The 24,257-nt window shown below is 70.1% G+C and carries 25 protein-coding genes; 24 read left to right on the top strand and 1 reads right to left on the bottom strand.

Annotated features, from left to right (window positions below):
• Positions 1-20 precede the first annotated feature (20 nt).
• The 16 genes from ASG83_RS12385 to ASG83_RS03615 all read left to right on the top strand — a co-directional run bounded on the left by ASG83_RS12385 (position 21) and on the right by ASG83_RS03615 (position 15,711).
• A complete protein-coding gene (locus ASG83_RS12385; protein ID WP_304437679.1) occupies positions 21-1,805 on the top strand; it encodes a type IV pilus twitching motility protein PilT in 1,785 nt (594 codons plus the stop codon).
• Complete coding sequence (locus ASG83_RS03685) at positions 1,805-3,031, top strand: type II secretion system F family protein (protein WP_082599057.1); 1,227 nt, start codon at positions 1,805-1,807, stop codon at positions 3,029-3,031. Before ASG83_RS12385 ends, ASG83_RS03685 begins: the two co-directional genes overlap by 1 nt.
• Before the next feature lie 165 nt (positions 3,032-3,196).
• The gene (locus tag ASG83_RS03680; RefSeq protein WP_055857293.1) at positions 3,197-3,604 is read left to right on the top strand and encodes a type II secretion system protein; all 408 of its coding nucleotides are present in this window, start codon (positions 3,197-3,199) and stop codon (positions 3,602-3,604) included.
• Between the two features lie 101 nt (positions 3,605-3,705).
• Positions 3,706-4,143, top strand: a complete 438-nt coding sequence (locus ASG83_RS03675; RefSeq protein ID WP_055857292.1) for a prepilin-type N-terminal cleavage/methylation domain-containing protein — start codon at positions 3,706-3,708, stop codon at positions 4,141-4,143.
• Positions 4,143-4,718, top strand: a complete 576-nt coding sequence (locus tag ASG83_RS03670) for a type II secretion system protein (protein WP_055857289.1) — start codon at positions 4,143-4,145, stop codon at positions 4,716-4,718. Before ASG83_RS03675 ends, ASG83_RS03670 begins: the two co-directional genes overlap by 1 nt.
• Entirely contained in the window at positions 4,709-6,367 is a 1,659-nt protein-coding gene (locus ASG83_RS03665; protein WP_055857285.1) for a hypothetical protein, read from the top strand. The genes ASG83_RS03670 and ASG83_RS03665 overlap by 10 nt, the downstream gene beginning before the upstream one ends.
• Before the next feature lie 19 nt (positions 6,368-6,386).
• Positions 6,387-7,223, top strand: a complete 837-nt coding sequence (locus ASG83_RS03660) for an A24 family peptidase (RefSeq protein WP_055859211.1) — start codon at positions 6,387-6,389, stop codon at positions 7,221-7,223.
• A gap of 12 nt (positions 7,224-7,235) precedes the next feature.
• Positions 7,236-8,279 carry a type IV pilus assembly protein PilM gene (pilM, locus tag ASG83_RS03655; RefSeq protein WP_082514832.1) on the top strand — a complete coding sequence of 348 codons (1,044 nt, stop codon included), beginning with the start codon at positions 7,236-7,238 and terminating at the stop codon, positions 8,277-8,279.
• Positions 8,276-8,980, top strand: coding sequence for a hypothetical protein (locus ASG83_RS03650; RefSeq protein ID WP_055857280.1), 705 nt, complete (start codon positions 8,276-8,278; stop codon positions 8,978-8,980). Before pilM ends, ASG83_RS03650 begins: the two co-directional genes overlap by 4 nt.
• A 2-nt stretch (positions 8,981-8,982) precedes the next feature.
• Positions 8,983-9,627 carry a type 4a pilus biogenesis protein PilO gene (gene pilO / locus ASG83_RS03645; RefSeq protein WP_055857278.1) on the top strand — a complete coding sequence of 215 codons (645 nt, stop codon included), beginning with the start codon at positions 8,983-8,985 and terminating at the stop codon, positions 9,625-9,627.
• A 35-nt stretch (positions 9,628-9,662) separates the two neighbouring features.
• Positions 9,663-10,451 carry a hypothetical protein gene (locus ASG83_RS03640; RefSeq protein WP_055857275.1) on the top strand — a complete coding sequence of 263 codons (789 nt, stop codon included), beginning with the start codon at positions 9,663-9,665 and terminating at the stop codon, positions 10,449-10,451.
• Positions 10,452-10,742: 291 nt separating this feature from the next.
• A complete protein-coding gene (gene rpsL, locus ASG83_RS03635; RefSeq protein ID WP_055857271.1) occupies positions 10,743-11,117 on the top strand; it encodes a 30S ribosomal protein S12 in 375 nt (124 codons plus the stop codon).
• Positions 11,117-11,587 (top strand): 30S ribosomal protein S7, encoded by a 471-nt coding sequence (gene rpsG / locus ASG83_RS03630; RefSeq protein WP_055857268.1) that lies wholly within the window; start codon positions 11,117-11,119, stop codon positions 11,585-11,587. Before rpsL ends, rpsG begins: the two co-directional genes overlap by 1 nt.
• Before the next feature lie 86 nt (positions 11,588-11,673).
• The gene (gene fusA, locus ASG83_RS03625; RefSeq protein WP_055857266.1) at positions 11,674-13,788 is read left to right on the top strand and encodes an elongation factor G; all 2,115 of its coding nucleotides are present in this window, start codon (positions 11,674-11,676) and stop codon (positions 13,786-13,788) included.
• Between the two features lie 110 nt (positions 13,789-13,898).
• The gene (gene tuf / locus ASG83_RS03620; protein ID WP_055857263.1) at positions 13,899-15,092 is read left to right on the top strand and encodes an elongation factor Tu; all 1,194 of its coding nucleotides are present in this window, start codon (positions 13,899-13,901) and stop codon (positions 15,090-15,092) included.
• Positions 15,093-15,237: 145 nt separating this feature from the next.
• A complete protein-coding gene (locus ASG83_RS03615) occupies positions 15,238-15,711 on the top strand; it encodes a hypothetical protein (protein WP_055857259.1) in 474 nt (157 codons plus the stop codon).
• Positions 15,712-15,717: 6 nt separating this feature from the next.
• Here the strand turns inward: ASG83_RS03615 and ASG83_RS03610 are convergent, their stop codons facing one another.
• The gene (locus ASG83_RS03610; protein ID WP_055857256.1) at positions 15,718-16,482 is read right to left on the bottom strand and encodes an IclR family transcriptional regulator; all 765 of its coding nucleotides are present in this window, start codon (positions 16,480-16,482) and stop codon (positions 15,718-15,720) included.
• 97 nt (positions 16,483-16,579) lie between these two features.
• Here ASG83_RS03610 and hutH point away from each other — a divergent pair, with 97 nt between their 5' ends.
• The 8 genes from hutH (at position 16,580) to rplW (ending at position 24,256) form a co-directional block, all read left to right on the top strand.
• Positions 16,580-18,112, top strand: a complete 1,533-nt coding sequence (gene hutH, locus ASG83_RS03605) for a histidine ammonia-lyase (RefSeq protein WP_055857252.1) — start codon at positions 16,580-16,582, stop codon at positions 18,110-18,112.
• A gap of 25 nt (positions 18,113-18,137) precedes the next feature.
• Positions 18,138-19,853, top strand: coding sequence for a urocanate hydratase (gene hutU / locus ASG83_RS03600; RefSeq protein ID WP_055857249.1), 1,716 nt, complete (start codon positions 18,138-18,140; stop codon positions 19,851-19,853).
• Positions 19,854-19,855: 2 nt separating this feature from the next.
• Positions 19,856-20,776, top strand: a complete 921-nt coding sequence (locus tag ASG83_RS03595) for an arginase family protein (protein WP_082599055.1) — start codon at positions 19,856-19,858, stop codon at positions 20,774-20,776.
• Entirely contained in the window at positions 20,773-21,918 is a 1,146-nt protein-coding gene (hutI, locus tag ASG83_RS03590) for an imidazolonepropionase (RefSeq protein WP_055857246.1), read from the top strand. The genes ASG83_RS03595 and hutI overlap by 4 nt, the downstream gene beginning before the upstream one ends.
• 406 nt (positions 21,919-22,324) lie before the next feature.
• The gene (rpsJ, locus tag ASG83_RS03585) at positions 22,325-22,633 is read left to right on the top strand and encodes a 30S ribosomal protein S10 (protein WP_047561503.1); all 309 of its coding nucleotides are present in this window, start codon (positions 22,325-22,327) and stop codon (positions 22,631-22,633) included.
• An 11-nt stretch (positions 22,634-22,644) separates the two neighbouring features.
• Complete coding sequence (rplC, locus tag ASG83_RS03580; protein WP_055857243.1) at positions 22,645-23,295, top strand: 50S ribosomal protein L3; 651 nt, start codon at positions 22,645-22,647, stop codon at positions 23,293-23,295.
• A 5-nt stretch (positions 23,296-23,300) separates the two neighbouring features.
• Complete coding sequence (rplD, locus tag ASG83_RS03575; RefSeq protein ID WP_055857242.1) at positions 23,301-23,948, top strand: 50S ribosomal protein L4; 648 nt, start codon at positions 23,301-23,303, stop codon at positions 23,946-23,948.
• Positions 23,945-24,256: a 50S ribosomal protein L23 gene (gene rplW / locus ASG83_RS03570; protein WP_055857239.1), complete on the top strand. Its 312-nt coding sequence runs from the start codon at positions 23,945-23,947 to the stop codon at positions 24,254-24,256. The genes rplD and rplW overlap by 4 nt, the downstream gene beginning before the upstream one ends.
• The last annotated feature ends 1 nt before the right edge of the window (position 24,257 follow it).

The following is a 24,257-nucleotide window of genomic DNA, read 5'->3' as shown; positions in this document are numbered from 1 at the left end:
CGCCGCCGTAAGGAGCACTCATGACCGACCGACCGATCCACGAGATCCCGATGGACCCGGAGGACTCCGACCTGTCCTTCCTGCGCCGGGCCGCCGCGGCGGGCGGTCGCGTCTCGCCCGCCGACTGGGATGCCCTCGCCGCCGCCGCAGGAGCGGGCCCGTCCGGCGCCCCGAGCGCGGTGCCGAGCGCCGCCGACGTCGTCGCTTCGGCGAGCGCCCTGCCGCTCAACGTCACGCAGACGGGGATGCCCGGGGTTCCGCCGAGCGCGCCGCCCACGATGCCGCCGCCCGGCTCCACCGCGCCCTACAACGCGCCGCCGCCCGCGAGCTCGCCGCTCAGCGCGCCGCCGCCCGTCGGGTCGTCGCCTCTCGCGTCATCGTCGCTGTCGGCTCCGCCGCCGGTGGGTGGCGCGCCGCTCTCAGCGCCGCCGCCCGTCGGTGCGCCGGCACCCGTCAGCACGCCCGGGCCCGTGGGCGGACCCCCGCCCGTCGCGGCCTCGGCGCCTCCGATCGTGCCGAGCGGAGCATCCACCCCGCGGGTCGAGCCGGTCGTGCCGCTGCCCGCGAGCTCGTCCCGGGCCGAATGGAGCCCCTCCGAGTGGGAGGCCTCCGCGCCCGCCCCGACGACGTCGGCGCCGGCCTCGGCCGCCGCGCCGATCCGTCACGGCGACCCGAAGGGCGACCCCGAACTGCTCGCGGCGCTGCACGAGCTCGTCGCGACGCGCGGCTCCGACCTGCACGTGTCGAAGAACGCGCCGCCCATGGTGCGCATCGACGGCACGCTGCGGCCGGTGCAGTCGACGGGCATCTGGGACGCCGATCGCGTCGCCCGCGCCCTCTACTCGATCGTGACGCCCGCGCAGATGGCGCAGTTCGAGGAGAAGCAGGAGCTCGACTTCGCCTTCCCTCTCACCGAGCAGTCGCGCTTCCGCGTGAACTTCTACCGCCAGCGCGGCACGATCGGTGCGGCCTTCCGTCTCATCCCGACCGACATCAAGAAGCTCGACGATCTGGGCGTGCCCGAGGTGGTCGGCCGCTTCTCGACCCTGCCGCGCGGCCTCGTGCTCGTGACCGGGCCGACCGGCTCGGGCAAGTCGACTACGCTCGCCGCGCTCATCGACCTCGTCAACGAGACCCGGGCCGACCACATCATGACGGTCGAGGACCCGATCGAGTTCGTGCACAAGAACAAGAAGTCGCTCGTCAACCAGCGCGAGGTCGGCGCCGACACGCACTCGTTCCAGAACGCGCTCAAGCACGTGCTGCGGCAGGACCCGGATGTGATCCTGATCGGCGAGCTCCGCGACCTCGAGACCATCTCGACGGCGCTGACCGCCGCCGAGACCGGTCACCTCGTGTTCGCGACGCTCCATACGCAGGATGCCGGGCAGACGATCGACCGCATCATCGACGTCTTCCCGCCCTTCCAGCAGGGGCAGGTGCGGCAGCAGCTCGCCGCGACCCTCCAGGGCGTCGTCTGCCAGACCCTCGTCAAGAGGGCGACCGGGCAGGGCCGAGCGGTCGCGACCGAGGTGCTCGTCGCGACGCCCGCCATCGCGAACCTGATCCGCGAGGGCAAGACCTACCAGATCGGCTCGGCCATGCAGGCCGGCCGCGGGTCCGGAATGCACACGATGGACCAGCACCTCGCCGAGCTCGTCAACGCGGGCACCATCACGATCACGGCCGCGCGCGAGAAGGCGCACGACCACGACACCCTGCAGCGCCTCGTGACGCGGCAGGACGGCGCCGCCTTCGACCCGGCTGCCGACTTCGACCGCATGCAGGCTGCAGGAGGCCAGTGATGACGAACGTTCTCACCTACACCTATCGGGGCAAGGATGCCGCCGGCAAGAAGGTCAGCGGCTCGGTCGACGGAGCCTCGGAGGCCGCCGCGACGATGCGGCTGCGGTCGATGGGGATCCAGCCGGAGACGGTGCGCCAGGCCGGGACCGGGATCAACAAGGAGATCTCGCTCGGCGGGCTGTTCCAGAAGAAGGTCGGGCTCAAGGATCTCGCGATCATGAGCCGCCAGCTCGCGACGATGATCTCCTCGGGTCTCGCCCTCATGCGGGCGCTGTCGATCCTCGCGGAGCAGAGCGAGAATCCGAAGCTGCGCGACACCATCGACGAGGTGCGCAAGGAGGTCGAGGGCGGCCTGTCGCTCTCCGATGCGATCGCGAAGCACCCTCTGGTGTTCCCGCCCCTCTTCATCAACCTCGTCCGCGCCGGCGAGACTGGTGGCTTCCTGGAGGAGTCGCTCAAGTCGGTCGCCACGAACTACGAGAAGGAGGTCAAGCTCCGCGGCACCATCAAGTCGGCGCTGACGTACCCGATCGTCGTGCTCGTCATGGCGGTGGTCGGCATGATCGGCATGATCGTGTTCATCGTTCCGGTCTTCAAGGCGATGTTCGAGGGGCTGGGTGGCGAGCTGCCGCTGCCGACGCAGTTCCTCGTGGTGCTCTCCGAGAGCGCGCCGTTCTGGCTGCCGGTGCTCATCATCGGTCTGGTGGCGTTCTCCATCTGGTGGGGGCGCAACAAGCACCGACCCGAGGTGAGGAACGTCGTCGACCCGCTGAAGCTCAAAGCGCCGGTGTTCGGGCAGCTGGCGAAGAAGATCGCCATCGCGCGGTTCACCCGCAACTTCGGAACGATGATGAAGTCGGGTGTGCCCATCCTGCAGGCGCTGTCGATCGTCGGGGCCACGTCGGGCAACTACGTGATCGAGAAGGCTCTCGTGAACGTTCAGGAGAGCGTCCGCCAGGGCAAGAGCATCGCGGCGCCTCTCACCGAGGAGCCCGTCTTCCCCTCGATGGTCACGCAGATGATCTCCGTCGGCGAGGACTCCGGTTCGCTGGAGATGATGCTCGAGAAGATCTCCGACTTCTACGACGCCGAGGTCGAATCGACGACCGAGCAGCTGACCGCCCTCATCGAGCCCCTCATGATCGCCTTCATGGGCGTGCTCCTCGGCGGCATGATCGTCGCGCTCTACCTCCCCGTGTTCAACATCTTCACGCTCGTCAAGTAGGGCCGCCGGCCGGCGGTCCCCAGAAAGGCCGACCCTCGTTCGCGTCACCCCCCTACTGGGGAATGGGCAAGGCGCACGAAAAATATGAGAGTTCTCTCAAGGGGGCAGTTTCATTGGGGGCCCGCCTGTCACTCAGTTCACCTGAACAGGAATGGAAACAACATCATGATCAAGCTTCACGACAAGCTCGCGCAGGTTCGCGCGGCCCGCGAAGAGGGCGAGAAGGGCTTCACGCTCATCGAGCTCCTCGTCGTCGTCATCATCATCGGCATCCTCGCCGCGATCGCCATCCCGATCTTCCTCGGCCAGCAGGACCAGGCTCGTGGTAGCGCCGCCCAGTCGGCCGTCCGCAACGCCAAGACCGAGCTCGTCGCTGCGCTCGTCAACGACGGCAGCATCGACGCGACGGAGGAGGCCGCTGTCGAGGCCGCGTACACGGCAGCACCCATCACCGTCGTCGCCACCGTCGCCACCGACGGCACGTTCTGCGTGCAGGCCACTCACGCGGACATCGGCACGAACAACGTCTGGTCCGCCACGGACGACGAGGGCGTCAGCAACACCGCCTGCTAACTCCTGAGGGGCGATCCCTCACGTCCGGGGCGCCGCGCTAGTCGCGGCGCCCCGGATGCAGTTGTAGTAATGACCTAGGCGATCGTGGATCGGAGGGAAGCATGGGCACGCGACGCGGAGCGAGAGGCTCCTGGGGTCCCGCAGGCCGGGACGAGGGCTTCGGCCTCGTCGAGATCATGATCTCGATGTTCCTCCTGACCATCCTCGCCGTCTCGTTCCTCCCTCTGCTCATCGATTCGCTGAAGACGACCGTCAGGAACGCGACGATCGCCACGGCGACGCAGCTCGCGAGCGAGCAGCTCGACGCCGTCGCACTGATCCCCCGGACCTGCGCCGGCCTGGATGCCTTCGAGTCGGCGGCTCTGCCCACGCTCACCGATGAGCGCGGCAACGTCTTCACCCCGCATCGGAACGCCAGCACCTGCCCCACCTCGGGGTATCCCGCCTCCATCGCGGTGGAGGTCTGGGTCACCGTCGACAGCGATCCCGCGATCCGAGTGGGGTCGACCACGACGGTCATCATCGAGAGCGCCAGCTGATGAGCCGCCGCGCATCCGATGACTCGGGTTTCAGCCTCATCGAGCTCCTCATCTACATGGTCCTGTCGATCGTCGTACTCACGATGATCGCGTCCATCCTCATCAACTCCCTCCGGGCCGAGGGAATCGTCCGGGAGTCGTCGCAGGCGACGAGCACGGCGCAGCTGGCCGCGCAGTCCCTCAACAGGGGGATCCACAACGCCAGCGCGATCGAGGTCACGACGCCTGCCTCGGGGATCACGCTCCTTCGCACCCGATCGATCGACAGCGCGGACACCGGGACCTGGCGCTGCGAGGCCTGGGCGGTGGTGGACGGCGAGATCCGCACGACGACCTCGAGCGCGGCCATCGCCCCGCCGACCGATCCTTCGATGACCGCGACATGGCTGCTCCTCGCAGAGGGCGCCGCGCCGATCGGCTCGACCCCGTACTTCTCCCTCGGCGCCGACGATCGTTCCCTCGCGGTGGCGCTGACGATCGGGGACGCCTCCGGAGTCCCTGTCACCATCGACACGACCATCGTGTCCAAGCAACCGATACCCGCGACCGGGAAGGTCACCGCGCCATGTTTCTGAGCAGACTCATCAACGCCCGCCGAGAGGAGCGCGGAAGCGCGCTCATCGGCGTGATCGCCCTCCTGGGTGTGACCGGGATCATCGCCGTCACCGTGGGCACGGTGAGCGTCAGCGCTCTCCAGTCGACGAACGGCGTCGCCGCCTCCGTCGAGGCTCGCGGTGCGGCAGAGGCCGGCATCAACGCGGCCGAGCTCGCACTCCGGGGTGGCGGTGGCTGCCCGGCATCGGGGGTCGTCTCGAAGACCACCGCTCCCGCGTACTCGGTCCGCATCCAGCACGACACGGGGTCCGGCTGGGTCGACGGATGCCCGCCCAACAACGCCACGCAGGTGCGGTTCCTCTCCACCGGCGAAGCCGAGCGACCGACGCCCGGCTCGAGCGCCTTCGAGTCCGAGCGCGTCGTCGAGGCGGTGTACCAGTACATCCCCGAGTACGTCGAAGTGCCCGACATCGACCCGGCCGTGTACGCCTACTCCATCGACGGCGTGCTGAAGAAGTTCGTCCTCGACTCCGCCGACTTCACGATCTCGGCAGACGTGCAGATCAAGACGGGCGACTTCGAGTGCTCGAACAACGCCTCGGTGGCGGGGGACGTCATCCTCGCCAACGGCGCAGCGGACCTCACGGCGTGCACGATCGCCGGAACCCTCCACGTCACGAAGGGGGCGGGCATCGACGGGGCCAGTCTCGTCACGGGCGACGTCATCGCCGGCGGTGACGGCATCACCGGCACGAACCCGACCGTCCGCATCGAGGCGGGCACCCGCGTCAACGGGAACGTGTTCGCCGGCGGGAACGTGAGCGTGCTCAGCGGCTCCGGCTCGCAGGTGCTCGGCAACGTCACCGCCACCCGCGACACGTCCACGAAGGTCATCGTCGCCAACGGGTCGACGATCGGCGGCAACGTCCTCAGCTCCGGCACGATCCAGCGCAACGGGACGATCAGCGGCACGCAGTCCACCGCGGTCACCGGGCTGCAGGCGCCCATCGCCCCGCGCGTCCCCAACTGGGTGGACATGCCCTGGGCCGTGACGAACGCGACGCAGTTCCAGGCGACCACCTGGTACCAGCAGGGCTTCACCAACCGCGTGACCTGGACAGGCAGCTGCACGATGGGCAGCCTCGACCCGCGATGGGTGGCGCTGTCGCTGTACACGACGCCGACAGTGATCGACGCGACCGGGTGCATCGGCGGGGTCACGACCAACAACAACCTGAGCCCCAACATCGGTCTCTCCACGAACATCGTCTTCATCGCGGACAAGTTCACGTTCAACAAGCTCTACTTCGCGTCGTCCGTGCCATCGGTCAACCGCAAGCTGTACTTCGTCGTGCCCGACAACACGGCGGATGAGCTGCCGACCTGCACGGGCGAGGCGGGCAACATCTACCTGACGAACGAGGCCGACATCCAGTCGACGGTCTCCGCCTTCCTCTACTCGCCGTGCGAGATCATCTCCGACCGGAACGGTCTCCGCGGCCAGCTCTACGGCGGCGTGATCGACTTCGACCAGCAGGCGCAGATGACCTACGTGCCCACGTCGCCCCCCGGTGTCGACTTCAGCGCGAGCCTGCCGCCCGTGTTCCAGCTCGTGGGCGCCTACCTCGGCGACCGCCTGAGCATCCGCGAGGTCGCGTCCGGTGGGTGACGCGGCGGCGGCGCTGCTGATGGGGGGATCAGCAGTGCTCGGCGCCCTCATCGGTTCATTCCTCAACGTCGTCATCCACCGCGTCCCGGCGGGGCAGTCGGTCGTGCACCCGCCCAGCGCGTGCCCGGGCTGCGGCACGCGGATCCGGCCGTACGACAACATCCCGATCGTCTCCTGGCTCGTCCTGCGCGGCCGATGCCGTGACTGCTCCGAGCCGATCTCCCCCCGCTATCCGCTCATCGAGGCGGGCACGTCGCTCGCCTTCGCTCTCGTCGCGGCGTGGATGCTCTCGCCGCTGAGCCCCGCTGGTGCCGTCGTCGAGGCGGCGGGTGCGCTCGGCCTGCTGGCCGGCGCGCTCATGCTCGTCGCCTACCTGTGGCTCGCCGCCGTGAGCATCGCCCTCACGGCGATCGACCTCGAGACCCATCGACTGCCCAACGTCATCGTGCTGCCGGGCTACGCGGTCGCGGCGATCGGCCTCGGGGTGCCCGCGATCCTCGCGGGTGATCTCGAGCGGCTGGGCATCATGGCGGCCGGATCGGGCATCCTCTTCATCGCCTACGCGATCATGGCCGTCGCCTGGCCGGGCGGGATGGGGATGGGCGACGTCAAGCTCGCCGGCGTACTCGGGGCGTTCCTCGGCTTCTCGGGATGGGCCGCCCTGGCCGTCGGCGCCTTCGGCGCCTTCATTCTCGGCGGCCTCGTGAGCATCGCCCTCCTGCTGCTGAAGCGCGTCTCGCGCAAGGGGGGGATCCCCTTCGGCCCGTGGATGATCGCCGGTTCGTGGGTGGGACTCGTTTTGGGGGCATCCATCGCGGCCTCCTATCTGTCATTGTTCGGAATTGAACTTGTCTAGGGGGGCAAAATCATGAGCAGTCATATCGTGGGGGTCGACATCGGCCAGACCGCGATCCGGGCCGTCGAGGCGAAAGCGTCGAAGAACGGGCCGATCGAGGTGCGGGCGTATCACGAGGCGGCGCTGCCGGACGGCGCCGTCCGGAACGGCGAGATCGTCGAACCGACCGCGGTCGCGACGATCCTCAAGAAGATGTGGGTCGACGCGAAGTTCGGCACGAAGGACGTCCTGCTCGGCATGGGCGACCAGAAGGTCGTCGCGCGCGACCTCGTGATGCCGAAGCTGTCCCAGAAGGAGATCCGCGACCTGCTTCCGCTGCGGGTCCAGGAGCTCATCCCGATGCCCGTCGCCGAGGCCATCATCGACTTCTACCCGGTGGCCGATGGCGCGCCGTCGGACGAGGGACCCACGGTCCGCGGGCTCCTGATCGCCGCGTACGCCGACGCGGTGTCGACGAACGTCAAGGCCGTCGCGCGGGCCGGCCTGCGGGTCGTCGGAGTCGACTTCGTGCCTTTCGCGCTCCAGCGCGCGGTGGGCGCGCAGTCGGAGGGCGTGAGCGCGATCGTCGACATCGGCGCGACGACGACGAACGTCGTCGTGTCGAGCAACGGGGTGCCCGACTTCGTCCGCATCATCCCCTCGGGGAGCGACGACGCCACTCGGGCGCTCGTGACGCAGCTCGAGGTGCCGCGCGACCAGGCCGAGAAGCTCAAGGTCGCGCAGGGCCTCCACCCCGAGATCGTGCCGCCGAACGACGCGAAGAGCGCCGGCATCATCCTCGACACCACGCGCGAGCTCATGACGAGCGTCATCAACACGCTGCGCTACTACTCGTCGACGCACGAGAACGCGCGCGTCGAATCCCTCGTGCTGACGGGCAACGGAGCCCGGCTGCGCGGCCTGCCCGCAGCCCTCGCGCAGTCGACCGGGATCACGCTCGTCGCGCCCGCGCCGTTCGAGCGCGTCCGGATGCCCAAGTCGCTCAACGGCTTCGGCGTCTCCGAGGCGCTTCGCGCCGGAGCGGCCGTGGGTCTGGCGATGGGAGTCCAGTCATGAGCAAGCAGCAGACCGAGACTCTGCAGCTCGGAGGCACGCCGCGCGCCGACCTGCTTCCGGCGTCCGCGCGCGAGGCGATCCGTCGTCGTCCGATCGTCCGCCGGCTCGTCCTCGCCGTCGGGCTGCTCGCCCTCGTGACCGTTCTCGCGGTCGCCGGCGCCACCGTGCTCGCGTTCATCGCCCAGGCGCAGCTCCAGGCCGAGCGGGATCGCTCCGAGACGCTCCTCGCCCAGCAGCAGGAGTTCGCCGACGCACGGGCGATCGACGCGGCGCTCACCGAGGCGACCAACTCCCGACGCGCCGTCACCTCGGCCGAGATCGACTGGGAGGCGCTTCTGGCCGAGGTGCGCTCGACGCTGCCCGCCGGCGTCCTGCTGGTCTCGGTGGATGGCGAGATCACCGACGGCGGCGCCCCCGACTCGGGGGAGACCGCCGATGGAGCGGACCCCGAGCCCGAGCCCCTCCGCCAGGACTCGGTGGCGAGCATCCGCATCAACGCCACGAGCCCGACCGTCCCCGACGTCGAGGCCTGGCTCGCCGACCTCGAGGGCGTGACCGGTTTCGCCGGGATCGCCCCGCCGACGTCCGTCGTCGGCAGCGAGGGCGCGAGCTACACCGTGACCATCGAGTTCCTCCTCAACGAGGAGGCGTTCCTCGGGCGCTACGCGCCGGAGACGGCCGACGCCGAGGAGGAGGACTGATCATGTCGATCCTGAGACTGTGGGTCATCGGCTCGGCCTTCGTCGCCGTGCTCATCCTGCTCGCCGGGTGGTTCCTCGGAATCCAGCCGCGACTGGCCGAGGCGACCGCCGCCGATTCCGAGCGCGCCGGTGTGTCGGAGGTCAACGACCAGTACGAGGCAGTCCTGGTGGAGCTCCGCGAGCTGTCGGACAACCTCCCCGCCCTCCAGAGCGACCTCGATGCCATCCGCGTCGAGATCCCGCAGGAGCCCGAGCTGCCCGACCTGCTCGGCCAGCTCAACGAGCTCGCGGTGGCGTCCGGCGTCGCGCTCAACGAGGTGTCGACCGAGCCTCCGCAGCTCGTGCCGGCGGCGCTGCTCGAGCCCGTGGGCGTGACCGACCTCGTCGGGATCCCCGTCCGCATCAGTGCGCTCGGCGCTCCCGAGAGTCTCGCCCAGTTCCTCAAGGCCGCCCAGTTCGGGCCGCGCCTGATGTGGGTCGGGCGGTTCTCGACGGGCGACGACGCCGAGTCCGGCCGCGTCACGCTCGAGGGCATCATCTTCGTCCTGCCCGAGGAGGGCGCGGTGCTCCCGACCGAGGAGGGCGCCGCCGGCGCCGACCCGAGCGCGGCGCCGAGCGCCGAGCCGAGTGCCAGCCCGTCACCGTAGCGTGGGAGGATCGCGCTGACGACGAAGGGCCGACGATGACCGAGCACGACCGCACCGACGACCAGGCTTCCACCCCGGAGGCCGCCGCGCCCGATCACCATCGACCGGCGGCCCCCGAGGAGCCGGCGGCCATCGCGGAGCATCCCCGCCCGGTCGACCAGCCCGAGCCCGTGCATCCGTCGGCGCCGACTGTCGCCGCCCCGCCCGCGCCGGCCGAGCAGCCCCAGCCCGAGCGCATCGTCTACGTCCCGGCCCCGCAGCCTCCGCGCCGCCGCGGCTCGCGCAGGCTCGGCGTCGGCGTCGCGCTCGCCTCGAGCCTCGTCTTCACGATCCTCTACGCGGTCCTGGCGACGCTCTTCATCTTCATCGGCCTGGGCGCGGGCGGGCCGGGCCTCGCGCAGCAGGTGCAGGCCTTCGCCTCGACGCCCAGCTTCTGGATGCCCGTCATCGCCTTCGCGGTCGGCTACGTCGTCCTCGTCCTGATCGTCAATCGCGCCGGCTGGTGGGCGCACGTGCTGGGGGGCTTCCTCGTGGCCGCGCTCGTCTACGTCGTCTTCATCGGGTCGACCGTCCTGAGCGCCGAGGCGACCGGCGCGAGCCCCGCCGACCTGCAGCGCTTCCTGCTGCTGCAGATCACGAACCCGCTCGGCTGGTCCGCGGCGATCGCCGCGCGCGAGGTGCCGATCTGGGTGGGCGGGCTCGTGGCCCGAAACGGGCGCGCGGCGAAGGCCCGCAACGCCGAGGCCCGCGCGGAGTACGAGCGCGAGCTCGCGGCCGCGCGTGCCGGAGCCCCACGGGAGGGCGCCCCGACCCCCGCCGTTTGACCCCTGCGGCCCCCGCGTCTATTCTTGACTGCGTGTGTGCATTCGCACGCGCTTGTGCTGTGCCGCGAGAGCGGTCCGGTCGGCGCGAGGCGGAGCATCCGCACGAGGGTCACTGATGAGAGCGCACCCGGCCCTGGGCCGAACCGCGCAGTAGACACACCCCCACGGCATGTCCGCCACCGATCGTTCGCGATCATCGTCGGATCTCGCGTGAGCCCGTCACCGCCGCTGGCAGACGGGGAACAACAAACCGCAACCGCTGTCACCGTGCAGCATTTCCAAGGAGCAACTTTGCCCACTATTCAGCAGCTGGTCCGCAAGGGTCGCACGCCGAAGGTCGTCAAGACCAAGGCGCCGGCCCTCAAGGCCAACCCGCAGCAGCGCGGCGTGTGCACTCGCGTGTACACGACCACGCCCAAGAAGCCGAACTCGGCGCTCCGCAAGGTGGCGCGCGTGAAGCTCTCGAACGGTACCGAGGTCACGGCCTACATCCCCGGTGAGGGCCACAACCTGCAGGAGCACTCGATGGTGCTCGTCCGCGGCGGTCGTGTGAAGGACCTCCCCGGCGTGCGCTACAAGATCGTGCGCGGCGCGCTCGACACCCAGGCGGTCAAGAACCGTAAGCAAGCGCGCAGCCGCTACGGAGCGAAGATGGACAAGAAGTAATGCCTCGTAAGGGACCGGCGCCGAAGCGCCCCGTCGTCGCAGACCCCGTCTACGGCGCACCGATCGTCAGCCAGCTCGTCAACAAGATCCTCCTCGACGGCAAGAAGGGCCTCGCCGAGCGCATCGTCTACGGCGCTCTCGAGGGCGTTGCCGCCAAGAACGGCCAGGATGCCGTGGTCACCCTGAAGAAGGCGCTCGACAACGTGCGTCCGACTCTCGAGGTCCGCAGCCGCCGCGTCGGAGGCTCGACCTACCAGGTGCCCGTCGAGGTCAAGCCGCACCGCGCGAACACGCTCGCGCTGCGCTGGCTGACCTCGTACGCCAAGGCTCGTCGCGAGAAGACGATGACCGAGCGCCTCATGAACGAGATCCTCGACGCCTCCAACGGCCTCGGCGCGGCGGTCAAGCGCCGTGAGGACACTCACAAGATGGCCGAGTCGAACAAGGCCTTCGCGCACTACCGCTGGTAACAACCGGCTTCGCGAGCGGGGGCTGAGGGCCTCGCCCCTCGCCCCTGCTCGCCCCCGCACTCTTTATCGAACCGGAGGAACCCCCTGTGGCACAGGACGTGCTCACCGACCTGAACAAGGTCCGCAACATCGGCATCATGGCGCACATCGACGCCGGCAAGACCACCACGACCGAGCGCATCCTGTTCTACACGGGCATCACGCACAAGATCGGCGAGGTCCACGACGGCGCCGCCACGATGGACTGGATGGCGCAGGAGCAGGAGCGCGGCATCACGATCACGTCGGCCGCGACGACCTGCTTCTGGAACAAGCACCAGATCAACATCATCGACACCCCCGGCCACGTCGACTTCACGGTCGAGGTCGAGCGGTCGCTGCGCGTCCTCGACGGCGCGGTCGCGGTGTTCGACGGCAAGGAGGGCGTCGAGCCCCAGTCCGAGACCGTCTGGCGCCAGGCCGACAAGTACGACGTTCCGCGCATCTGCTTCGTCAACAAGATGGACAAGCTCGGCGCCGACTTCTACTTCACGGTCGAGACCATCGTCAAGCGCCTCGGCGCCAAGCCGCTCGTCATCCAGCTCCCCATCGGCTTCGAGAGCACGTTCGAGGGCGTCGTCGACCTGGTCGAGATGCGCGCGCTCACGTGGCGCGGCGACTCGAAGGGTGACGTCGCCATGGGCGCCAAGTACGAGGTCGAGGAGATCCCCGCCGACCTGGTCGAGAAGGCGAACGAGTACCGCCAGCAGCTGCTCGAGGTCGTCGCCGAGAGCGACGACGCGCTGCTCGAGAAGTTCTTCGGCGGTGAGGAGCTCACGGTCGCCGAGATCAAGGGCGCGATCCGCAAGATGACGATCGCCTCCGAGATCTACCCCGTGCTGTGCGGCTCGGCCTTCAAGAACCGCGGCGTGCAGCCCATGCTCGACGCGGTCGTCGACTACCTCCCCAGCCCGCTCGACGTGCCGCCGACGGTCGCGCACGACCCGCGCGACGAGGAGAAGGAGATCGAGCGCCGCCCCGACTCGAGCGAGCCGTTCGCGGCTCTCGCGTTCAAGGTCGCGGTGCACCCGTTCTTCGGTCGCCTCACCTACGTCCGCGTCTACTCGGGCAAGATCGACTCCGGCGCCCAGGTCATCAACTCGACCAAGGGCAAGAAGGAGCGCATCGGGAAGATCTTCCAGATGCACGCCAACAAGGAGAACCCGGTCGACTCGGTCACCGCCGGTCACATCTACGCCGTCATCGGCCTCAAGGACACGACCACGGGCGACACGCTGTGCGACCCGAACAACCAGGTCGTCCTCGAGTCGATGACCTTCCCCGAGCCCGTCATCGAGGTCGCCATCGAGCCGAAGACCAAGGCCGACCAGGAGAAGCTCGGCACGGCGATCCAGAAGCTCGCCGAGGAGGACCCGACGTTCCGCACCGAGCAGAACATCGAGACCGGCCAGACCGTCATCAAGGGCATGGGCGAGCTGCACCTCGACATCCTCGTCGACCGCATGAAGCGCGAGTTCAACGTCGAGGCGAACGTCGGCAAGCCCCAGGTGGCCTACCGCGAGACGATCAAGAAGACCATCGAGAAGTACGACTACACCCACAAGAAGCAGACCGGTGGGTCGGGTCAGTTCGCGAAGGTCCAGATCTCGCTCGAGCCGATGGACGTCACGCCGGAGACGAGCTACGAGTTCGTCAACGCGACCTCGGGCGGCCGCGTGCCCCGCGAGTACATCCCCTCGGTCGACGCGGGAATCCAGGACGCGATGCAGGTCGGCGTGCTCGCCGGCTTCCCGACGGTGGGCGTCAAGGCGACGCTCCTCGACGGCGCGGCGCACGACGTCGACTCCTCGGAGATGGCGTTCAAGATCGCCGGCTCGATGGCCTACAAGGAGGCCGCGCGCAAGGCGAGCCCCGTGCTCCTCGAGCCGCTCATGGCGGTCGAGGTGCGCACCCCTGAGGAGTACATGGGCGACGTCATCGGCGACCTGAACTCCCGTCGTGGGCAGATCCAGTCGATGGAGGACGCGACGGGCGTGAAGGTCGTCCGCGCCCTCGTCCCGCTGTCGGAGATGTTCGGATACGTCGGTGACCTGCGCTCGAAGACCTCGGGCCGCGCCGTCTACTCGATGACGTTCGACAGCTACGCGGAGGTCCCGAAGGCTGTCGCCGACGAGATCGTCCAGAAGACCAAGGGCGAGTAAACGCTCGACCTGGGCGGGGCTCCCCGAGCCTCGCTACGATAAACACACACCAAACCGCAGAGCATCCGCACCAACGGATGCCTGCAACCGAGTCCTGAGGAGGACCCACAGTGGGTAAGGCCAAGTTCGAGCGGACCAAGCCGCACGTCAACATCGGAACGATCGGTCACGTCGACCACGGCAAGACCACCCTGACCGCCGCCATCTCGAAGGTGCTTGCCGACAAGTACCCCTCGGCGACGAACGTGCAGCGTGACTTCGCGTCGATCGACTCGGCTCCCGAGGAGCGTCAGCGCGGCATCACGATCAACATCTCGCACGTCGAGTACGAGACGCCCAAGCGTCACTACGCGCACGTCGACGCCCCCGGTCACGCCGACTACATCAAGAACATGATCACGGGCGCCGCGCAGATGGACGGCGCGATCCTCGTGGTCGCCGCGACCGACGGCCCGATGGCCCAGACGCGCGAGCACGTTCTTCTCGCCAAGCAGGTCGGCGTGCCGTACCTGCTCGTCGCGCTCAACAAGTCCGACATGGTCGACGACGAGGAGATCCTCGAGCTCGTCGAGATCGAGGTCCGCGAGCTCCTCTCGAGCCAGGGCTTCGACGGCGACAACGCGCCCGTCGTGCGCGTCTCCGGCCTCAAGGCCCTCGAGGGCGACCCCGAGTGGACCGAGTCGATCGTCAAGCTCATGGACGCGGTCGACGAGTCGATCCCCGACCCGGTGCGCGACAAGGACAAGCCGTTCCTCATGCCCATCGAGGACGTCTTCACGATCACCGGTCGTGGAACCGTCGTCACGGGCCGCGCCGAGCGCGGCACGCTGGGCATCAACTCCGAGGTCGAGATCGTCGGCATCCGCCCGACGCAGAAGACCACGGTCACCGGTATCGAGATGTTCCACAAGCAGCTCGACGAGGCCTGGGCCGGCGAGAACTGCGGTCTCCTCCTCCGCGGCACCAAGCGCGAGGACGTCGAGCGCGGCCAGGTCGTCGTGAAGCCGGGATCGGTCACCCCTCACACGAACTTCGAGGGCACCGCGTACATCCTCTCGAAGGACGAGGGTGGCCGTCACAACCCCTTCTACACGAACTACCGCCCGCAGTTCTACTTCCGCACCACCGACGTCACCGGCGTCATCTCGCTGCCCGAGGGCACCGAGATGGTCATGCCCGGCGACACCACCGACATGGTCGTGGAGCTGATCCAGCCCATCGCCATGGAGGAGGGCCTCGGCTTCGCCATCCGTGAGGGTGGCCGCACCGTCGGCGCCGGCACGGTCACGAAGATCATCAAGTAGTTCTTCGCAGCACAGCGAGCGGGGGTCGGGCGCATGCCCGGCCCCCGCTTCGTCGTTCCCGTCGCGCACCGTTCCGGCACGCGGGGCGCTACAGTCGCGGCAGAGCGTCCGTCATGAGGCGGATGCCCGGCGAAGGGCGGCACGGATGTCCAGGCGCATCCTCACCGAGGTCGTATCGATCCTCGGCATCACGATCGTCCTCGCCCTCGTCGGGCTCTCGATCGTCACCGGGCAAGACGCCGCGGCGCCGGGCGACATCGTGCCGAACGCCGCCCGGTTCCTCTTCGGCGCGACGGGCATCGCTCTCGGCCTCTGGACACTCCTGCTCATCGCCGGGTCCGTCGCGCTGCGGCACCGCCCGGTCGGCGTCCGCATCGGCGTCCACCTGCTGAGCGCGGTCATCGCGGTCGGCGTCAACACCGGCCTGCTCGCGCTGGTCGCCGGCCCGGCCGACAGCGGCTGGTCGGGCCTCATCATCGCGATCGCGCTCGGCGCGGGCGCCGTCCTCCTCGTCGCGGCCATCATCGGGGTGCTCGTCACCGAGCTGCTGATCGTGCGACCACGTCGCCTCGAGCGACGGGCGCCCGGCGGCGCCACGGGCGGAGCCGCCGCGGCTTGAGCGCGGTCAGCGCCCCGTGAGCCGCGCCGTCAGGGCGTCGGCCGCCGCGCGCACCGCGCGGGCGAGTGCGCCCTCGGCCCGGGCATCCACCGCCTCGCCCCGATAGGTCAGGCCGATGCCCGCACTCGGGTAGCCGGTGCGGTCGGTCGCCGCGGCGGCGACGGAGGAGTAGTCGGGTGTGATCTCGCCGTGCTCGCCGGCCCAGCCGCGCTCCCGGGCCTCGGCGAGGATGCCGTCGAGCTCGCGCAGGGTCGCCGGCCCGATGCCGTGCCGAGTGATGAGCGTGTCGCGATGCGGGTAGAGCGCGCGCACCTGGGCGGCGGGCAGAGCCGCGAGCATCGCCCGGCCGGTCGCTGTGAGGTGAGCGGGCAGGCGCACGCCGAGCCGGGCGACCGTCGTCGGCGCGCGCGGCGCGGAGGCCTGGCCGACGTACGAGACGTCCGACCCGCTCAGCACCGCGAGCTGCGCGACCGCGGGCACGGGCGCCTCGGCGACCAGGCGCTCGATGAGCGGGTTCGCGAGCCGCGCGAGCCGACTGGCCTGCAGCACGCTCGACCCGATCTCGGCGACGACCCCGCCGAGCCCGTAGGCCCGCAGCTCGGGGTAGTGGACGACGTACCCCTCCTCCTGCAGCACGCGGATCAGCTGGTACGTCGACGAGCGCGGCAGCCCGAGCTCGCGCGCGATCGTCGAGGCGGGCACGGGCTCGCTGTGGTGGGCGAGGTGCGTGACGATGCGCAGGGCCGCGCGCGCTGCGGGAACATCCGGCATCGTGCGGCCCCCGCTCTCATGAACATCGTCTGAAATCTCAGACACCTTATCGCGAGAGGCCGATGCCGCGGTCGTGCGCGAGCGGTTCACTGGGGCCATGCGCATCACGGTCGGCTCCCGCACCCTCACTCGCGACGAGGTCGTCGCGCTCGCTCGCCACGCCGCCGAGGTCGTCATCGACGCGGATGCCCTGGTCGCGATGGGCGAGACGCGTGCGCTCATCGCGGGGCTGGCCCACGACACCGTGCCCCACTACGGCGTCTCGACCGGGTTCGGCGCCCTCGCGACCACGCACATCCCGCTCGCGAAGCGCGCCGAGCTGCAGCGCTCGCTCGTGCGCTCGCACGCCGCGAGCTCGGGAGCCGAGGTCGAGCGCGAGGTCGTCCGCGCGACGATGCTCCTGCGCCTCGCGACGCTCGCCACCGGCCGCACGGGCGCCCGCCCCGTCGTCGCCGAGACGTACGCAGCGATGCTCAACGCACACATCACCCCCGTCGTCGGCGAGTACGGCAGCCTCGGCTGCTCGGGCGACCTCGCGCCACTCGCGCACTGCGCTCTCGCCGCGATGGGCGAGGGCACGGTGCGGAACGCCGCGGGAGACCTCGTGTCCGCAGGCAGTGCGCTCGCCGCGGCGGGCATCCGCCCCCTGGAGCTCGAGGAGAAGGAGGGACTCGCCCTCATCAACGGCACCGACGGCATGCTCGGGATGCTCTGCCTCGCGCTCGCCGACCTCGACGGCCTCGTGGCCACCGCCGACCTCGCCGCGGGCCTGAGCGTCGAGGGCCAGCTCGGCACCGACCGGGTGTTCGCGTCGGATCTGCAGCAGCTGCGCCCCCACCCCGGTCAGGCGACGACCGCCGCGAACCTGCGCGCCGTGCTCGCGGGCTCCGCGATCGTCGCGAGCCACCGAACCGACGACTGCACTCGGGTGCAGGACGCCTACTCGCTGCGCTGCGCCCCGCAGGTGCACGGCGCCGTGCGCGACACGATGGCTCACGCCGCGCTCGTCGCGAGCCGCGAGCTCGCGGGCGCGATCGACAACCCCGTCGTGACGCTCGACGGGCGGGTCGAGTCGAACGGCAACTTCCACGGAGCCCCCGTGGCGTACGTGCTCGACTTCCTCGCGATCGCCGTCGCCGACCTCGCGAGCATGAGCGAGCGGCGCACCGACCGCTTCCTCGACCCCGCCCGCAACGCGGGGCTCCCGCCGTTCCTCGCGCACGACCCCGGCGTCGACTCGGGCCACATGATCGCGCAGTACACGCAGGCCGGCATCGTGAGCGAGCTCAAGCGGCTCGCGAACCCGGCGAGCGTCGACTCGATCCCGTCGAGCGCGATGCAGGAGGACCACGTGTCGATGGGCTGGTCGTCGGGTCGCAAGCTGCGCCGCGCGATCGACGGACTCGGCCGCGTCGTCGCGATCGAGCTGCTCACGGCCGCGCGCGGCATCGACCTGCGCGGCATCGCGCCGTCGCCTGTGACGGCCGCGGTCGTCGCGGCGCTCCGCGCTGAGGTCGAGGGCCCCGGCCCCGATCGCTACCTCGCCCCCGAGATCGAGGCGGCCGTTCGCCTCACGCAGAGCGGGGCGCTCCTCGCCGCCGCCCGCTCGGTCGTCCCCGAGCTCGTCTAGACCCGCACCGCACGAAAGGCCTCTCATGAGCATCGCGACCCACCGCCCTTCGACTGGTGCCGGCGTCGGCGACGCGCGCCCGGCATCCGGACCCCGCCCCGTGCGCGCCCACCGCGGCACGCAGCTGCACACCCTCGGCTGGCAGCAGGAGGGCGCCCTGCGTATGCTGCAGAACAACCTCGACCCCGAGGTCGCGGAGCACCCCGACGAGCTCGTCGTCTACGGCGGCACCGGCAAGGCGGCGCGCGACTGGGCGAGCTTCGACGCGCTGACCCGCACGCTCGAGACCCTCAAGGGCGACGAGACGATGCTCGTGCAGTCGGGCCGCCCCGTCGGCGTCATGCAGACGCACGAGTGGGCGCCGCGCGTGCTCATCGCCAACTCGAATCTCGTGGGCGACTGGGCGAACTGGGACGAGTTCCGGCGGCTCGAGCAGCTCGGCCTCACGATGTACGGGCAGATGACGGCCGGCTCATGGATCTACATCGGCACGCAGGGCATCCTGCAGGGCACGTTCGAGACCTTCGCGGCCGTGGCCGCCCAACGGTTCGGAGGCACCCTCGCCGGCACCATCACCCTCACCGGCGGGCTCGGCGGCATGGGCGGCGCGCAGCCCCTCGCGGTGACGATGAACGGCGGCGTCGCGATCTGCGTCGACGTCGACCCCTCGCGCATCGCCCGCCGCATCGAGCACCGCTACCTCGACGTGCAGGCCGACTCGCTCCATCAGGCGATCGAGCTCGCGACGCAGGCGCGGGATGCCCGCCGCCCGCTCTCGATCGGAGTCCTCGGCAACGCCGCGGCCGTCTTCCCCGCCCTGCTGAAGATGGGCGCCCCCATCGACATCGTCACCGACCAGACGAGCGCGCACGACCCGCTCGCCTACCTGCCGCTCGAGCACACGATGGACGACTGGCACGCGGCGCGCGAGCGCGACCCGATCGGCTTCGCGGCCGCGGCGCGCGTGTCCATGGCCGTGCAGGTCGAGGCGATGGTCGGCTTCCAGCGGGCCGGCGCGGAGGTCTTCGACTACGGGAACAACATCCGGACGGAGGCGAAGGCGGCCGGATTCGCCGACGCGTTCGCGTTCCCCGGGTTCGTGCCCGCGTACATCCGCCCGCTGTTCGCGCAGGGGAAGGGGCCGTTCCGGTGGGCGGCGCTGAGCGGCGACCCGAAGGACATCGCGGCGACCGACCGCGCGGTGCTCGAGCTCTTCCCCGAGAACGAGAGCCTGCAGCGGTGGATCCCGCTCGCGCAGGAGCGCGTGCACTTCCAGGGCCTGCCGGCGCGCATCTGCTGGCTCGGCTACGGCGAGCGCGACGTCGCGGGCGAGCGGTTCAACGACATGGTCGCGAGCGGCGAGCTGAGCGCCCCCGTCGCGATCGGCCGCGACCACCTCGACTCGGGGAGCGTCGCGAGCCCGTACCGCGAGACCGAGTCGATGAATGACGGCAGCGACGCGATCGCCGACTGGCCGCTGCTCAACGCGCTCGTCAACACGGCGAGCGGAGCGACGTGGGTGTCGATCCACCACGGCGGGGGAGTCGGCATCGGCCGCTCGATCCACGCCGGGCAGGTCGTCGTCGCCGACGGCACGGCGCTCGCCGGCCAGAAGGTTCAGCGCGTACTGACGAACGACCCCGGCATGGGCGTGATCCGGCACATCGACGCCGGCTACACCGAGGGCGAGGGCGTCGTGGAGCAGTTCGGCGTGCGCATCCCCATGCAAGAGCAGGGCTGAGCGTGCTGAGCCACGACCCGCTCTGGCCCCGCGCGGGCGACTGGACCGCGTGGACGCCGGGCGCGCGGGCGGATGCGGTCGTGGTCGGCATCCCGACCTGGCGCACGTCGCTGTCGCCCGGGCGGGCGCACACGACCCCCGCGGCGATCCGGGATGCCCTGCGCTACTGCAGCGCCGACGCGCTGGCTCGGGCCGACGGGTCGCCGCTCGTCGTGCTCGACGCCGGCGACGCGGTCGAGCCCGACGGTGCGGGGGAGGCGGCCGCGACCGCGCGCGTCGCCGAGGTGGCGGCCACGGCATCCCTCGTCATCGTGCTCGGCGGCGACAACGCCGCGACGGTGCCGGCCGCGCTCGGAGCGTGGGGCGCGCGCATCGCGTCCGCGGGCCTCGTGACGCTGGATGCTCACCACGACCTGCGCGACGGAATCAGCAACGGCTCGCCGTTGCGACGGCTGCTCGAGGCCGGGCTCGCGGGGGCGCGGGTGAGCCAGCTCGGCATCGAGCCGCTCGTGAACTCGCGGGTCTACGCGGCGCGGGCCGCCGCGCACGGCATCTCCGTAGTCACCCGGGCCGAGCTGCTGCGCACCCCGATCGACGCCGCGATGACGGCGGCGCTCGACCGCGCCGCGTCGGCGGGCGGCCCCGTCCACGTCGACCTCGACCTCGACGTGTGCGACCGAGCCGTCGCGCCCGGTTGCCCGGCGAGCGTGCCCGGCGGCCTCAGCGCGATCGAGCTGCGCACCGCGGCGCGGCTCGCCGGGGCGCATCCGGCGGTCACGAGCATCGATCTCACCGAGCTCGACGCAGCGCGCGACAGCGCCGACCAGCGCACCGTGCGCCTCGCCGCGCTGTGCGTGCTCGAGGCGCTCGCGGGGCTCGCGACGCGACCCGTGCCGATTCCGGCGGCGGAGGAGCGCGCATGACGAGCGTCGTCGTCGCGAACATCGGCGAGCTCGTGACCTTCGAGCCCGAGCGCCCCGTGCGGCACGGCGCGGCGGTCGTGCTCGTCGACGGCGTCGTGCAGTGGGTGGGCGACGATGCGGACGCGCCGCCCGCGGACGCCCGCGTCGACGCGGCGGGCGGGGCGGTCATCCCCGGATTCGTCGATAGCCACAGCCACCTCGTCTTCGCGGGCGACCGCGCGGCCGAGTTCGAGGCGCGGATGGCCGGCCGGCCGTACGCGGCGGGCGGCATCCGCTCGACGGTGGCGGCGACGCGGGCCGCGACCGACGACGAGCTGCGCGCCCGGCTCGCCGCGCTCGTCGCCCAGGCGCGGGCGCAGGGCACGACGACCCTCGAGATCAAGAGCGGCTACGGCCTCACGGTCGCCGACGAGGAGCGCGCCCTGCGCCTCGCACGCGAGGTGACCGACGACACCACCTTCCTCGGGGCGCACGTCGTCCCGGTCGAGTACGCCGACGACCGCGGCGCCTACGTCGACCTCGTGCGCGGCGAGATGCTCGCCGCCTGCGCGCCGCACGCCCGCTGGGTCGACGTCTTCATCGACTCGGGCGCCTTCACCGTCGACGAGGCGCGGATCATCCTCCAGGCGGGGCGGGATGCCGGACTCGGCCTCCGCGTCCACGCCGGGCAGCTCGCCGCCGACGGCGGAGTCGCCCTCGCCGTCGAGCTCGGCGCCGCGAGCGTCGACCACTGCACGCACCTGAGCTCCTCCGACATCGACGCCCTCGCCTGCTCGGACACCGTCGCCACGCTGCTGCCCCTCGTCGAGTTCTCGACCCGGCAGCCGTACCCGGATGCCCGGCGCCTGATCGACGCGGGCGTCTCCGTCGCGATCGCGACCGACTGCAACCCCGGCTCCAACTACTCGTCGTCGATGCCGCTCGCCCTCGCTCTCGCGGTGCGGGAGATGGGGGTCAGTCCGCTCGAGGCTCTCGAAGCGGCGACGGTCGGCGGGGCTCGCGCGCTGCGGCGCTCGGGTGTGGGGGAGGTGCGCGTGGGTGCGAGCGGGGGAGTGGTCGTGCTCGATGCTCCGTCGCACACGTGGCTGGCGTACCGGGTGGGGGTGCCGCTCGTGCGCGAGGTCGTGGGTGGGGTGAGATAGCGCCGCCCTCGCCCACCAGAAATGGCCCCCACTCTGAGGCGACACGCCCGGGTTGCAGCACTCTCTCGCCTGTGGCAGACTCTTCTAGTTCCACACGCCGCGCTATCGTGCGCGGTTCACTGCCAGGCAGTGCATAGGACGAGCAGCCCGCAGGTGCGGGTGGCGATGAGCCTAGGCCGCAGGCAGAAGAACACGACTTAAATCGACAACCAACTCGCACAGGGGATATCTCTGTGCCTGGCGAGGGCGACACGCCCGAGCGCGGGGGTCGGTGACGAGCAGAGGTCCAACCCGCGTGCGGCAGCAGATCGATGTTTGACAGAAGAACAGTGGTGCGACAGCGAGAGCGCTCCGCGCAGATGTGCCCGTCAGGGTTCATCACGTCCAAGAAGGAAGAGAGTTGAGCATGGCGGGACAGAAGATCCGCATCCGGCTTAAGTCGTACGACCACGCTGGTCTCGATGCATCGGCGCGCAAGATCGTCGACACCGTGACGCGTGCAGGCGCAACCGTGGTCGGCCCCGTGCCGCTGCCGACGGAGAAGAACGTCATCGCCGTCATCCGGTCGCCCCACAAGTACAAGGACAGCCGCGAGCACTTCGAGAAGCGCACGCACAAGCGGCTCATCGACATCATCGACCCGACGCCGAAGGCGGTCGATTCGCTCATGCGCCTCGACCTTCCCGCCGACGTCAACATCGAGATCAAGCTCTAAGGAACCCCTCTATGTCTGCTACCAAGACGACCAAGGGTCTGCTGGGCACGAAGCTCGGCATGACCCAGGTGTGGGATGAGAACAACAAGCTCGTTCCCGTCACCGTCGTGGAGATCGCCCCGAACGTCGTGACGCAGGTGCGCACGGTCGAGAAGGACGGCTACGCGGCCGTGCAGATCGCCTACGGCGCGATCGACCCGCGCAAGGTCACGAAGCCCCTCACGGGCCACTTCGAGAAGGCCGGCTCGACGCCGCGCCGCCACCTCACCGAGGTGCGCACGGCCGACGCGTCCGAGTACACCCCGGGCCAGGAGCTCGCCGTCGACATCTTCGAGGCGGGCCAGCTCGTCGACGTCGTCGGCACGAGCAAGGGCAAGGGCTTCGCCGGTGTCATGAAGCGCCACAACTTCAAGGGCGTCTCGGCCTCGCACGGTTCGCACCGCAACCACCGCAAGCCCGGCTCGATCGGCGCCTCGTCGACCCCCAGCCGCGTCTTCAAGGGCATGCGCATGGCCGGCCGCATGGGTGGCGAGCGCGTGAGCGTTCTCAACCTCAAGGTCCACGCCGTCGACCTCGACAAGGGCCTGCTGCTCATCAAGGGCGCCGTCCCCGGTGCTCGTGGCCGCCTCGTTTTCGTCCGCAACGCCGTGAAGGGAGCGTAACCGCGATGGCTAACTCGCTCGACGTCGTCGACGCCGCCGGCAAGAAGACCGGTTCGGTCGACCTGCCCGCCGCCGTCTTCGACGTGCAGACCAATGTCCCGCTGCTCCACCAGGTGGTCGTGGCCCAGCTCGCCGCCGCCCGCCAGGGCACTCACTCGACCAAGGGTCGCGGCGAGGTCTCCGGCTCCGGTGTCAAGCCGTTCAAGCAGAAGGGAACGGGTCGCAGCCGCCAGGGCTCCGTCCGTGCCCCCGAGCACCGCGGCGGTGGCATCGTCCACGGCCCGACCCCGCGCAACTACGCGCAGCGCACGCCCAAGAAGATGATCGCCGCGGCTCTGCTCGGCGCCCTCTCCGACCGCGCGCGCGGCGAGCGCCTCCACATCGTGGAGTCGTTCGGCACCGACGTGCCCTCGACGAAGGCCGCCGCCTCCGTCATCCTCTCCCTCACCGCGGGCCGCAACGTGCTCGTCGTGATCGAGCGCGATGACGAGGTCAACCTCAAGAGCGTCCGCAACCTCAAGAACCTGCACGTCATCACCCCCGACCAGCTCAACGCGTACGACGTGCTGGTCAGCGACGACATCGTGTTCATCAAGGGCGCCTACGACGCCTTCGTGAACGCGAAGACGAAGAAGGAAGAGGTCGGCGCATGAGCATCCACGCTGTCGCCCAGAACAAGGACCCGCGCGACATCATCATCGCGCCCGTCGTGAGCGAGAAGTCCTACGCGCTCATCGACGACGGCAAGTACACCTTCCTGGTGGACCCGCGTGCGAACAAGACCGAGATCAAGCTCGCCATCGAGAAGATCTTCGCCGTCAAGGTCGATTCGATCAACACGCTCAACCGCCCCGGCAAGACCCGCCGCACCCGCTTCGGCACCGGAAAGCGCAAGGACACCAAGCGCGCGATCGTGACCCTGAAGTCGGGCTCCATCGACATCTTCACGGCCGTCGGCTAGG

It is taken from the genome of Yonghaparkia sp. Soil809, assembly GCF_001429705.1.
Lineage (GTDB): Bacteria > Actinomycetota > Actinomycetes > Actinomycetales > Microbacteriaceae > Microcella.
The sequence above is the reverse complement of the archived record's forward strand: the minus strand, read 5'-3'. Positions and strand labels throughout refer to the sequence as shown.